This window comes from Rania fehmarnensis, from assembly GCF_056494185.1.
The window spans coordinates 5,978,649-5,991,332 of record NZ_CM151398.1 but is presented as its reverse complement, the minus strand read 5'-3'; the positions used below and the strand labels follow the sequence as shown (position 1 = coordinate 5,991,332).

General features: G+C 56.0%; 10 protein-coding genes. 2 read left to right on the top strand and 8 right to left on the bottom strand.

The features are described 5' to 3' along the window. From SH573x_RS20505 to SH573x_RS20495, 3 genes are all read right to left on the bottom strand, one after another. Complete coding sequence (locus SH573x_RS20505; RefSeq protein WP_479349619.1) at positions 1-1,098, bottom strand: prenyltransferase/squalene oxidase repeat-containing protein; 1,098 nt, start codon at positions 1,096-1,098, stop codon at positions 1-3. Then, complete coding sequence (locus tag SH573x_RS20500) at positions 1,082-1,960, bottom strand: hypothetical protein (RefSeq protein WP_479349618.1); 879 nt, start codon at positions 1,958-1,960, stop codon at positions 1,082-1,084. Before SH573x_RS20500 ends, SH573x_RS20505 begins: the two co-directional genes overlap by 17 nt. Before the next feature lie 173 nt (positions 1,961-2,133). Next, positions 2,134-5,667 (bottom strand): DUF4175 family protein, encoded by a 3,534-nt coding sequence (locus SH573x_RS20495; RefSeq protein ID WP_479349617.1) that lies wholly within the window; start codon positions 5,665-5,667, stop codon positions 2,134-2,136. 312 nt (positions 5,668-5,979) lie between these two features. Here SH573x_RS20495 and SH573x_RS20490 point away from each other — a divergent pair, with 312 nt between their 5' ends. After that, entirely contained in the window at positions 5,980-6,999 is a 1,020-nt protein-coding gene (locus SH573x_RS20490; protein WP_479349616.1) for a DUF1559 family PulG-like putative transporter, read from the top strand. 415 nt (positions 7,000-7,414) lie between these two features. Here the strand turns inward: SH573x_RS20490 and SH573x_RS20485 are convergent, their stop codons facing one another. The 5 genes from SH573x_RS20485 to SH573x_RS20465 form a co-directional block, all read right to left on the bottom strand. Then, positions 7,415-7,600: a type II toxin-antitoxin system HicA family toxin gene (locus SH573x_RS20485; RefSeq protein ID WP_479349615.1), complete on the bottom strand. Its 186-nt coding sequence runs from the start codon at positions 7,598-7,600 to the stop codon at positions 7,415-7,417. After that, complete coding sequence (locus SH573x_RS20480; RefSeq protein WP_479349614.1) at positions 7,597-7,812, bottom strand: type II toxin-antitoxin system HicB family antitoxin; 216 nt, start codon at positions 7,810-7,812, stop codon at positions 7,597-7,599. The genes SH573x_RS20485 and SH573x_RS20480 overlap by 4 nt, the downstream gene beginning before the upstream one ends. Before the next feature lie 723 nt (positions 7,813-8,535). Continuing rightward, a complete protein-coding gene (locus SH573x_RS20475; RefSeq protein ID WP_479349612.1) occupies positions 8,536-8,952 on the bottom strand; it encodes a hypothetical protein in 417 nt (138 codons plus the stop codon). Between the two features lie 65 nt (positions 8,953-9,017). Next, positions 9,018-9,314 carry a hypothetical protein gene (locus SH573x_RS20470; protein WP_479349610.1) on the bottom strand — a complete coding sequence of 99 codons (297 nt, stop codon included), beginning with the start codon at positions 9,312-9,314 and terminating at the stop codon, positions 9,018-9,020. Positions 9,315-9,572: 258 nt separating this feature from the next. Then, positions 9,573-9,869 carry a hypothetical protein gene (locus tag SH573x_RS20465; RefSeq protein ID WP_479349609.1) on the bottom strand — a complete coding sequence of 99 codons (297 nt, stop codon included), beginning with the start codon at positions 9,867-9,869 and terminating at the stop codon, positions 9,573-9,575. Between the two features lie 110 nt (positions 9,870-9,979). On the opposite strand from SH573x_RS20465, the gene SH573x_RS20460 reads away from it, so the two are divergent. Next, positions 9,980-12,625 (top strand): AMP-binding protein, encoded by a 2,646-nt coding sequence (locus SH573x_RS20460; RefSeq protein WP_479349608.1) that lies wholly within the window; start codon positions 9,980-9,982, stop codon positions 12,623-12,625. Positions 12,626-12,684: the final 59 nt, after the last annotated feature.

Here is a 12,684-nt window from a genome sequence, read left to right as displayed (position 1 = left end):
TCACCGTTGAAAGATCGGTAGTACCGTTCGCGGCATATTGAGAATCAGGCAAGCCATGGCTGTGCCGTATTCGCTGCTGTAAAAGTCAAACCAGCCTTGGTTGTCGGTCTTCAGTTGCAGCAAAATTCTGCGCAGCCGCGTGTACCACTGTTTCCACTGGTCGCCACCGCGATGCCAAAATGCTTGAACGGAATAGTAATGCGCATAATAAAAGAATGTTTCGCGCTGCAGTGAAGAGCAAGAGCCAAAGTTCTCGTGCAAGTATTTTATCGCCGCATCAATTTCCGACGAGTCGTAGATGCCAGCGTTGTACAGAGCCACCACGGCGGCCGCGGTCAAGGGAAATCGGCTTTGACCGCCGGACCGTTGGTACATGAATCCGCCGTCAGGATTTTGACTGCGGCGAATATAGTCGACCGCCCGATCGATCGTCTCTTTGGCCACCCCCACCCCGGCGTTGCGAGCAGCCCGTAGGGCCATGACCTGGCATACGGTTACCGACAGATCAGCATCGGTCGGCCGCGGATCGTAGCGCCAACCGCCTTGGTTGTTTTGTGATCGCACAATCAAATCCACGGCCGCTGACAATCGTGGTCGAACATCCAGCTTAGGATCCGTGCCGTGCAATTCGGCTAGAAACAAAGTACCAAATCCGTGCTCGTACATCGGTCCATGACTGGTGGCACCAGTAACTGTCAGGAAGCCACTTTCTTGCGAAGACCCCAAGACGTAGTTGCCAATCCTTTGCAACGCGGAACCCGCTTGTCCGATACCGGATCGAACTCCGCGACTCATCAGGGCCAAACCGGCCAACGAGCACACACCCACGTTGCGACCGGTTTCATTTCTCCCCAGGCTACCCTCTTCCGTTTGTCCGTTGAGCAACATCATCAGCCCAGATCGGACCGCCTGGTCGACGTCCTGCGTGTACAGTTCGTCAAAGTCATTTCGAGCGGGCAACTCGTCGGCCCAGGGGCTCGCCTCGAGCAGACTGGTCAGCCCGGGCGAACCCAATCCAAGCGCGAGAGCCCCACCGCAAGTCGTACCGCGCACAAAGGTCCGCCGATTGAGCGCCCTCGAGTTACTTGGCCAGGGCACGATAATAAGCCTCGATGTCTTCGCGGTAACCTGGCAGGAATCTTTCGACCATGCGCGACTGCATCTGTTCACGCATGCGCTCAGGCAAGCTGCCCCAGGCGCTGCGCTGCAGGGCAGTTGGATCATTCAAGTCGATGACCACTTGGCGATTACCCAGTGGTGACGATCCCGGCTGGCTCTCGCCGCTGGGTTGGTTCCCACCAGCAGTTGGTGGATCGCCGCCCGGTTGGCCGGATTGATTGCCGTTTCGATTCGGCGAAGTTGGCGCACTAGAATCCGCGGGAGTGCCTGCCTTGTTGGCCAACTGAGAATTGCCCTGGCGCTGACCAGCGGCAGGACTGGATGGTTCACCAGGCTGGCCGGTGGGTTGTCCGGTGCTTTGCGATTGAGACGCAGACTGGGAACTTGACGAACTCGATCCCGACTGTGATTTACTCTGCGATTGCTGCTGCTGCATTTGCGCGATCAATTCATCCAGACGTAGAACCACATCGCGCTGCAGTTGCTGAGTCTTCTGAGGTTCCGAACCGCTACGTAGCCAATCGGCCAGTTGGACCATGCTCTGCTGGACAGGCACCAACGGATGCTCAGGCCCTTGCCCAATATCTTCACCCGTCTCGGAGCCTGGAACGGGCGGAACTTCCTTGGCTGGCACGCTGGGTCGCTCCGCGTTTGGAGTTTTGTTTTCAACGGGCTCGCGCAACAAGTCCAACAAACCATCGGTGAGGTCAGGTGGAGCAGTGGTAGCGGGTGCGGTGGTAGATGGTGCCGTAGTTTTCGGCGGTGGCGCAGGAGTATCCTGGGCCAGGCACAGAGCCTGGTTGATCAGCAAACACCCTAGCGCAACGCATATTCGCTTCATCACTGGCTCCCCTGTGGCATAGGCTTCCAGCCTGTGAACTCATGTGGCATAGGCTTCCAGCCTGTGAACTCATGTAGCATAGGCTTCCAGCCTGTGTACGCGTGTGGCATTGGCTGCTAGCCTCACTACCTTCCAACTCTAACATTATTGGCACACCGTCAGTGGCACAGATACTATTTGTTGACGGATTTCATCAATGTTTGGACTTGCTCGGCCAGGGCTTGTTGGCGTTGGGCCAGTCGTTCGAGCAGGGCGGTATCATCGGGACTAAGTTCAACGACTTGAGAGGATTGTTCGTTCAGCAGGGCTTGCATTTCACGCAGCAGTTTCAGACTGGTTAGGGTAATCGCCGATTCGGGTTTATCTGGCTCTTTGGATTCCGAAGGATCAGCTGACTGCGATTCGCCTGCTGGCGAAGGTGGATCGGTGGCTTTATCGAGCGCGGCCAAAGCGGCGCGGAACATGCCCAAGGCGGCACTAGCGCTGGTCATTGCTTCGGGATGGACGCGCTGCCGTTCCAGAGCCGCCAGGGCTCTGACTAGTTCATCTTCGCATTGTTCGAGTAACCAGTCGAAGGTTGCGGGGATGTTGGATTGTGAACGGCCATCGCGCAGTTGATTGAGTGACTGTTGGTGCGTGGTGATGACTTCGGTCAGTGACGGGAGTTGGCTGCTGTCGGCAGTTGTGGGGATGGCCTTCAGTTTTTCAACGACATCGGTCTGTCGCTTGACTAGCGTCTCGAGCAAGGTTGCCAAATCGAGTAGTTGCTGTTGCGAAAGTTGTTGTCGCAGTTGATCCGCTTTCTGGCTGGCCTGTTGCTGCGCCTGGCGGAGTCCACTAGCCGACGAGTCTGCTTGTTGGGCGGCTTGTTCAAATTGATCTTGTTGTGCTGAGTCGGTAGCAGACTGTGCTGCCTCCTGCGCCTCGTCCAGCATTTCTCGCATGGCTTGACTGCCGGCGGCGGTTGCGCGATCGGTTGCCTGTTCGATCGCTTGGGCGAGCTTGGCTTGTTCTTGTGCGAGGAAATCGCCTTCGGCTGCGTTGCGGGATTGTTGTTGTTGCCGCATGCGGTCGGCTAAGGCTTGTTGATTGCCTGCGAGTTGCTCGAGTTGCCTAGCCAGATTCTCCATGGCGTTAGACGAACTCTCCAAGCCGCCTTGAGCACCGGAACTGAATTCACCCACTACTTGCTCGAGCGCTTCGATGGACGCTTGTTGTGAGGCCAGGGCCTGCGAAACGCGATTATCTTCGATCTGCTCGGCAGCCTGCTGCATGCGCGCTCCGACTTGACTGTCGAGCAGTTGTTGGCGAACACGACTGAGGATATCTGTATTTTGCCCACCCACTGCGGGCTGGTCAGCATTTTGATTGGCCGATTGGAGTTCACGATCGAGCTTGGCCATCAATTCCGTGACATTGCGAGCCAGATCTTGTTGATCGGATCGAATACCAGCTTGTTTGCTCTGCAATTGCGAGCGACTATTCTCCGTCAGGGCGTCCACCTGCAACTGCTGGGTCGTGCGCTGTACGGCTTGTTGCTCGCTGAGCAACTGTTGGAATTGTTTCTGTGTGTCGGCGAGCGATTCGACGGCGGCGATCGATTGAGTCAATCCGCTCAATTGTGACGAAAGTTGTCGGGCAGCGGTAAGTGCAGTATTCAACTGTTCAAGCGTCTGAGTATTGGTGGTTGATTGCTCGGCGGCGGAACGCGCCGTTTGGCTGGCCTGATCGAGAGCCGTGATGGCCGGCTCAATCGTCTCGGTTTGCAATTGGTCAAGTTGCTGTTTCAGCCGGCCAATGTCCTCGGCCAATTGGGAATCGCTCAAATTGTTTTGCGACAGCAGTTTCTCCAGGCCTCCCAAGCGCTCGTGCAAACTATCGGGCGAGCGGACCAGTGCATTGGCCACCGAGTTTTCTAACTGCAGGGCTGTCGCCACCGAATCAGATTCGCTGTTTTCAACTTTGCCAGCGGCCATTATGACTTCGAGGGCTCGTTCCAACGAATGTGTCGCTCGATTCTGCGATTGAGCGATCTCGCGCAGACTGCTAAAGGCTTCGGCTTGCTGTTGTTGCACCTGAGCCAACATGGCTTGGTCGTCCAGCACTTCAACGGATTGTGTCAGACTACGCGATCGTTGACCGGCGGTATCGGTGGCTTCTAATTCCAACACAATGCGCTGACCAGTAACCAAAGCGATGGATGCCGACGGCCACTGCGTTGATACATCGACAGCTTTGGGCGGCGGTGCAGATCCAGTGGAAGCATCCATGGCGCGGTCGGTCGAAGTCGAGGTACTGTTCCAAACGATTTGGCGAGTTGGTTCGGCCGCGTCACCTGTACGCCATTGGAGAGCGATCTCGACTAGTCCCAAGTCATCGACGGCTTGACCGGTTAGGTTCAGTCGCGCGTGCCGTGTGATGCTGGGTGATTCCAGCGGATGAAGCGTGACTGTCGGGGCTTGATCTGCCATGACTCGAATGTGCCATGGGCGTTCATCCATCACGACCAGCCCCTCAGCAGTCGTGATCTCCAATCGCCATGATTGATCGCTTTGAATGACTGCCGTCGGTCCAGCCTCCGGTGCCATATCGAAGCTTAGGCCGTCAGCGCTGAGCGTGCAAAGCCAGGCAAAGGATGTTTCTTCAGTCGCTGCGGGTGCGTCCTGAGTTGTCGATGCAGGCGCGGGCAGGGCGACCACAGCCCGCACCGGCACATCAAACTGGCCATGAAATGTAGCTCGCGAACCAGCGAGCACTTCGATGCGTTGACCGACTAGTTGGAAAGGTGACTGGGCGGTGTAAACCGGCGGCTCAATCGTGAACTGATGTTCGACCAGCATGGGTCTCCGCGCGACCTTGATCTCGTGCCACGGAGCCTCGCGTTGATCGCCTCCCAGCACACGCACGGAGAAGTCACTGTCCATGGCGGGCAATGTCAACACTGCCAACTCTTCAAGTGATCGCATAGGTAACCTGTCGACGACCGGCTGTTCATTGCGCTCAACGCGGTGCCGAAGTTCGAGCAGTACATCCAGCGGCAGGGGAGGGTGGTTGTCGAGAACTTGAACTTCTAATTGGCTGTTGATGGCAATCATGCTGGGCAACGCGACAAACTCAAGTTGATCTGCGCGGGGCCAAGGCGCCCAGCGCCACGGCGCCACCATGCGTTCCATTCCCAATGCCGCCAACGTTTGATTGGTCGCGACGATTGTCCCCAGCAGACTGAAAGCCACAGCGCAGACTGTGGCAGCTGCGATGGTTGAACGTTTGTCAAGGACATTCTGCCACGGGGGATCGCCTAATTGAGCTAAATCGGAGTTGATGGCAGCTCGACGCAGCTCCAGCGAACCAAATCGCAAGTCGCTGGTCGGTAATTGTTCGGCAGCCAAGAGATTGCTTAATCGTCCTGCCAGCTCGGGACGCCGCTGCTCAATCCACTGGGCCAGTTGCAAAGAGTTGAGGCGGAACCGCCACGCATCGTTTGCCCAGTACCAGACAATTGCCAGCAGCGATCCCACCCATAGTAGACTCAGCAACCAACGCAAGCCCGATTCGTCAACGTGCAGACCAAAGTCGACCAGGACAAAGAACACTGTGACCAACACAACATAAACCGTGCACCACAAGGCGGCTCGCAAGCGGTACAGCCGAACAGCTTGCACAGCCATGTTTTCCGCGGTCGAACTAATCTGCCTCAGTGGCTGCATGTCGTGCAAAGTAAGAAATGGTGAGAGTGGATCAGACCTGCTCCCTAAATTGTATCGCACCAAGAAAAAGGGGTCAGGTCCATTTTGGGAAAATAGACCTGACCCCATTTAATGTCGCGCCACTGTTACATTTTTGGCCACCCCTGGACAACAGATCACCAAGTGCAGGCGAAGTTCGAGGGATGTAGCGCCAAAATGTTGTGAAAACATTGGGAATATGTGCATTTCCCGATTGGGCACAGTCTTTGCCTTTAGGCGGTTGCCATTGTCAATACGCTCGAATTTCAGACACCAGTTCAATAAGTGGGTTACATGCGCAGACACTCGGGATTCACATTGGTTGAGTTGTTGGTTGTGATCGCCATCATAGGCATTTTGGTCGGACTGCTACTGCCGGCGGTCCAAGCCGCGCGTGAGGCGGCGCGTCGAATGTCTTGTAGCAACAATCTAAAACAAATTGGACTAGCGACTCACAACTACGAATCGGCCAATCGCAAACTGCCGCCTAGCTCGTGCATCAATCCTACCGCCAGCAACAACGGCTCTTGGTCGATTCACGGCCGTTTGCTGCCTTACATGGAGCAATCGAATCTCTATAACCAAATTGACTTGAGCGTCGGCTGGTCGAGCCAGCCGATTGTCAGTCGCTTCCAAGTTCCGGTCTACTATTGCCCTTCGGATCCCAAGGGCCAGCAACTGCGCGACACCAGTACGACGGGCAGCACGAGCGGCATCTTTCTGTACCCGACCAACTACGGCTTCAATTTTGGAACGTGGTTCATCTACAACCCACTGACCAATACCGGGGGTGATGGGATGACGCATCCAAACTCTCGGATCACCATGGGCTCGATCACCGACGGGACCAGCAATACACTGTTGGCAGCCGAGGTGCATGCCTGGGCAGCATACACGCGTAACGCCGGACCACCGACGACCAACGTTCCTGCCAACGCTGCTGATGCGTTGGCGGCTGTCGCCAGTGGCAAGCCCGATCGCTTGTTACCTGAAGGCTATGGAACTGGTCACACGGAGTGGGCCAACGGCCATTGCCACCACAGCGGCTTTACCACGACGCTCGCGCCCAATACTCCGTTGGCCTACGTCTACAACGGGATAACGTATGCCAACGTTGACTTCAATTCGCAGCAGGAAGGTAACAGTAGCTCGCGACCCAGCTATGCAGTAATAACATCCCGCAGTTACCACACAGGCATTGTCAACGTGAACCTGCTGGATGGATCTGTGCGCTCGATCAGCAATTCAATTGACCTGGCCGTCTGGCGAGCCTTGGGGACTCGCTCCGGTGGTGAGATCAATCAGCTGGACTAAACAAAGGGTCGGGGCTCAACTCGTTGGTTTCCATCGTCACACGGTCTAGGGCATCGTAGAGGTAAGTTGTGACCGCTGGAAAACGAGGGCAAGTCTCGATTTGCCACCTTTATAGAGACCTGACCCCGTGTTTCGTTTTAAGTCGTGTTACTTTACATGTAAAGTAATGGCTAACCGCAGGGGCCCCCCTTCTCCCTCAATGTACTCATTGGGGGAGAAAGGGACGGGGGATGAGGGGCGCGTTTGAGCTTGTAGCGGGAGCGATCAGGACATAGGTGGCGCTTTGCGGCCAGGGCAGCATTGACGAAGTCACAGATACACGCGAGAGTGTAGTTGTGCGAGCTCCGGAGTCAGTGCGTAGCGCCGGGGTCTAACCCGAGCGCATGCCGGCTGTCTCATCGTTTTGTTCGTTGTCCTATGGATCCGGAATGCCTAAGTCGCGGCATATTTTTCGGGCTAAGTTGTCAGATACTTCGCTGTGTCTCGGGACCGCGGATCGGCGTCCATTCGCAGGATTGCCCCACCATGAATGACTACCGCCCTCACGTACGAGTTCACAGCCATGATCCATCAGGTGCCGTATCAGATCTCGACGTTTCACAGTTCAATCGTTACCACTTCAAATGTTTCGCCAGCAGCATTGCGAGCATCTTCGCGGTTCATCTCAATCGCTTCGCCCAGCGCTTCACGCAGGTTCGATAGCAATTCATCTCGGGTTGCCCCCTGCGAATTGACGCCGGAAACTTCTTCAATCCATCCAATCCACCATGTTCCGTCTTGACGGATCACTGCGGTAAAGCCATTGGGCAGCATTTCTCATTCTCCAAGCTATTGATCGATGATCCTATTGTACTGACTACGGACCGCTGACTGCAATCGCTGCCGATTCGATGATGACCAACTAACGCTGGCGGAACCGTCCTTCGTATCCGAGACCAGTGCACTCAACACTAGGTCGCTTCGCCCTTCTCCCTTCGTCCACGATAATCGTGTTCCACGAAGGCATTAACGATCTCGCGAAATGCAGGACGCCAAGCCGAGAAAATGGGGTCAGGTCTGGGTCAGGTCTCGACTTGTACGGTTTCGGACTGCAATTGACACCTGGGGATCTTGTGCGTAGCGCCGGGGTCAGACCCGGGATTCGGGATTGCGGTCTCTTCAGAAGTCGGAGTAAGTGTCGGCTAGATTGAGTTTGAGCTACCCAGACAGCGCGTCAGCCCGGTTTGCTCGAAGGTTCAAGCAAATAGAATGGCTCGGCGACCGTCAATTGATCACCATCGAACTGAATCCCGAATCCCGGGTCTGACCCGAGCGCATGCCGGCTGTAGATGCTTCGCGGAAGGTTCATTCAGCAATTGGATGTAAGGCACACGCTAGCTGACGAAACCGTCACCGCTTTCAATACCCACTGTCCCCCACCGGATGACGCAGCGGCACTCGCTGAGCGCCGTTTGAGGCAGAGAAAAGGGGTCAGGTCTAGACCTGACCCCAATTTTTTTCCTGACCCCAATTTTTTTCCTGACCCCAATTTTTTTCTTATTGAGCCGAGCGTGGAGCGCGCGAGACGCGCTCTAAGAGCAAGAAATTGCGGCCACGGTATTCAGTGACCGTGCCCGTGACCAGCCAGCGTTTGTCGCCTGAATCAGCCCGAACGGCTTGCACGATGCGTTCCAGCGCCAGGTTCTCCAAAGCTTCGAAGGACTGCTTGTCATCCTCGGCCTCCAGGCTGAGCGTCTCGCCCGCCAGCCGCACGACCATCATTCGCGATTCAATGCGGGCTCCCTCGCGAAATATCTTGCTGGGCTCGCGCGTGCTGGCAGCCGTCGAACTGGCATCGTCACCGGAGCCAGCTCCATCGCCTGCGGCCAGGTTGGAACCAATCGCGGCCAGGCCAATCAGGTTCAGCACCCAAAACATGGGTGAGTGAATTGCCGAACGAACAGTCGAATGCATGGGTCAATTACCCGAATTTGTAGAACCAGCCCTACGATCGATATCAAGCAGATGAGTGCTCGCGGTCACTTATTGGATTTGGGCAGTACCAAAGCGTGCAGACAAATAACTCCACCAGCCGTCAGAAGTACGTAGCCCAACCAAGTCGGCGGCTTCATCTGTTTCTTCGGCGATGGATGCACGTTTAAATAGAGAGAAGTTCCAAAATCCTGCGCCGATGCGTATTGAGATCCTGTCGTGAATCGTGCTAGCATTCGCGTGCTGGGCTCGTTCAGCACAAACGATTCGACCCATCGGAACTGAATACCCAGCAGAAACAACAATACCCCAATCATGAAGTAACGATTGCGATCAAACTCCATGATGAACTCTCCCACTTTTTCGAAGCGACTTCACGTAGCAGCGTCTCTCCGAGACGCTGAACCACAGACTCTGATCAATCCGAGACACTGGAAAGACCGAGTCTCGGAGAGACTCGGCTACGTGCACGTAGCAGCAGTTCGAGTCTCGGAGAGACTCGCCTACGTGGGGCAAACTTATGCAAGCATTGCGCTGTATCGGTTCGGAGTGGGGCCAGAGATGAGTTTTGTTTTTAGGCGCGAAAGGCTTGAACCATTCCGTTACTGGGACCATTGGCGCAGCAGGTTTTCAACGCTGCCGCGGACAGATTCTACGCCACTGCCGTCCATGAGCGGCTGATTTTTCGAAGTGACGATGGCAGCAGCCAGCGAAGGATGACGCTGCCAATCTTCGAGCTTGTAAGAGCGAATATCGTAGTAGGGTATTTCCAGCTTCGCGGCGACTTTGGGCACCAAGTGGATATTGTCCTTGGACCGCACTATGTAGTAATTCATGGTGACCAGCAGGCCAACGGCACCACAAAACATGCCCAGAAAAAAGCTTGACAGTTTCGACATGCCCGTCTCCTCCTCCCAAAAACCATAGCTGTGCGACATACTAGCGTCGGCGTTTCCAACGCGGCAACATCAGTCTGAAGAACCGCACCCTGAAGTTAGGAATTATCGTTGTGGCCGTACTGCTCAATCGCATCTTTTGGTTGGTGGCTGGGTTGTGTTTGCATCTGCGTTACCGTGTGAAACTGCACGGAGCGGAACAATTGCGCGGGCTGTCGGGGCCCACCCTGGTCTTGCCGAACCATCCAGGTTACATCGACCCGGCGATTATTCTGTCGCACATTCGCCTGCATCAACCGCTCCGGCCGCTGGTCTTCGCAGGTACCTATCGCATGCCGCTGTTGCGACCGCTGATGAGCCTGGTGCGTGCCTTCGAAGTCCCTGATCTCTCGGCAGCTAGTCGCGATGCGCAAGCTCGCACCATGGAGATGATCGATTCGGTCGTGGCTCGATTTGATGCCGGCGATTGTTTCCTCATCTATCCATCGGGCCGCTTGCAGCGTGGGAACATCGAAGTCATCGGCGCTGCCCGCGCAGTCCACGACATTGTCAGCCGGACACCCAACCTGAATATCGTGCTGGTCCGCACGCGCGGGATCTGGGGTAGCAGTTTCAGTTGTGCGCGCACCGGCACCGTGCCCAACCTGGCAGCGGTGGCTCGATCAGCGTTTGGTTGGGTAGTGGCCAGCCTGGGCGTGTTCTTGCCTCGCCGGCCAGTGAATATCACGATCGAAGTCATGCAGCGCCCGCAGCTGCCACTCGATTCACGCGAGCGATTCAACGCTTATCTGGAACAGTGGTACAACAGCGACGGTCCGCAGACGCCGCTGTTTGTGCGGTACCATCATTGGTTCGGTCCCAGCCAAGGCGAGTTCGGCGCCGCCACCACCGGCCTGGACGCAGATCTAACGAAGATCAAATCAAAGACGATGCAGCAAGTTAATGAATTGCTACAAACGCATTTAAAGCGTGAACTCACTGGCGAAGAGTTGCAAGAAGGGACAACTCTCGAATCATTGGGCATGGATAGCCTGGACCGCATGGACTTTGCCTTGCAGGTCGAAAAGCAATTTGGATTTCGCAGCAACATTGTGCTGACGACCGTCGGCGCTCTGTGGGCGCTGGCCGATGGTCAACTCTCTGGCGGACCGGTGGAACGCATGCAGGTTGCACCGCAATGGTTTGCGCAGCGCGCGACCAGGCAAAACTACTTACCGATGGCCGATACATTGGGCCTGGCCATCGTACGCCGCTTGCAGTCGGCCCCCAGTGACGTGGCCATCGCAGATCGGCTGAGTGGTGTGCTGACCAATCGGCGCTTGCTGGTGGGTGCGGCCTTGATGGCCGGCAAGTTGCGCTTGCTCGCCGGCGAGCGACTGGCCATCATGCTGCCTGCCTCGGTGGCTGCGGACGTCGCGTTCTTGGCCACGCTGCTGGCTGGCAAGACGCCGGTGATGCTGAACTGGACCACCGGTCCGGCGGGCCTGGCTCACGCGGTCAAAGTTACAGACACTCAGTATGTACTGACTTCGCAGAAACTGGTCGATCGACTGGATATCCAAATCTCGGGTGCCGAGTTTGTCTTTCTGGAATCGTTGCGCGAGCAGATAGGGCGCTGGGACAAGTTGAGCACACTGGTTGCCAGTTATGTTGCTCCAGGTTCTTTTGTCAAAGCAGTCTCAGGCGCTCAGCCAAAAAATGTGGCCGTGTTCTTGTTCACTTCGGGATCAGAATCTTTACCCAAGACAGTTCCGCTAACGCATGAGAACTTGCTGACCAACATTCGTGATGCTCTGCAGGTGTTGGGGCCCACTAGCTCAGACAGTTTGTTAGGGTTTCTGCCACCGTTTCACAGTTTTGGTTTGACTGGCAATGTCGTGTTGCCAGCCGTGTGTGGCATTCCCTGCGCGCGTTTCGCGGATCCAACTGATGCCCGCGGCTTGGTGGCCACAATCGATGCCTACAAGCCAACGTTGTTGTTTACCACGCCCACGTTTCTTAGTTTCATCATGGCCGCCTGCCAGGGGGCTGAACTGCAGGGCTTGCGCGTGATCGTCACGGGCGCGGAGAAATGTCCCGAAAGTGTATTTGAGCAGTGTCGCCAGCTCGCACCCAAAGCTGTCATCCTGGAAGGTTATGGCATAACCGAATGTTCCCCAGTCGTCGCCGCCAATCGGCCGGGGGCAATCAAGAGCGGGACGGTCGGCAAACCACTCGAGAGCGTCGAAGCTTGTGTGGCCAATCTCGAGACACACCAGCTCGTCTCGGCAGGCGAGACTGGCATGTTGTTGGTCCGCGGCCCTTCAGTATTCAGTGGCTACTACAAGTTTGAGGGGCCGTCGCCATTTGTGGAACTAAACGGGAAACAGTGGTACCAGACCGGCGACCTGGTGTCGATGGATCAAGACCGATACATCACTTTTCAGGGACGGCTGAAACGTTTCTTGAAAGCCGGCGGTGAAATGATTTCGTTGCCCGCGCTGGAGGAACCTTTCTTGAAACACTTTCCCAACAGCGAAGAGGGGCCGCGAGTTGCGGTCGAAGGTATTGAAACGGCCGATGGTCGACATATCACACTCTTTACGACCTTTGAATACACTTTGCGCGAAGCCAGTCAGCTATTGCTCAAGTCAGGCTTCACGGGAGTGATGCGTCTAGATGAAGTGCAACGCTTGGACAGAATTCCTCAATTGGGAACGGGCAAGACAGACTACAAAGAGCTGCGTAAACTAGTGCAAGGCAGCGCCGGAGTGGCCTAAGGGCGTGTCGATGTGCCCGTCTGATTGTCCTTGTGGTTGCCTCGAGTGAGGCCCAAATG

Coding starts and splice junctions, on each gene's coding strand:
- SH573x_RS20500 (WP_479349618.1), bottom strand. CDS start 1,960: ATGAAGCGAATATGCGTTGCGCTAGGGTGTTTGCTGATCAACCAGGCT.
- SH573x_RS20495 (WP_479349617.1), bottom strand. CDS start 5,667: ATGCAGCCACTGAGGCAGATTAGTTCGACCGCGGAAAACATGGCTGTG.
- SH573x_RS20490 (WP_479349616.1), top strand. CDS start 5,980: ATGCGCAGACACTCGGGATTCACATTGGTTGAGTTGTTGGTTGTGATC.
- SH573x_RS20480 (WP_479349614.1), bottom strand. CDS start 7,812: ATGCTGCCCAATGGCTTTACCGCAGTGATCCGTCAAGACGGAACATGG.
- SH573x_RS20475 (WP_479349612.1), bottom strand. CDS start 8,952: ATGCATTCGACTGTTCGTTCGGCAATTCACTCACCCATGTTTTGGGTG.
- SH573x_RS20470 (WP_479349610.1), bottom strand. CDS start 9,314: ATGGAGTTTGATCGCAATCGTTACTTCATGATTGGGGTATTGTTGTTT.
- SH573x_RS20465 (WP_479349609.1), bottom strand. CDS start 9,869: ATGTCGAAACTGTCAAGCTTTTTTCTGGGCATGTTTTGTGGTGCCGTT.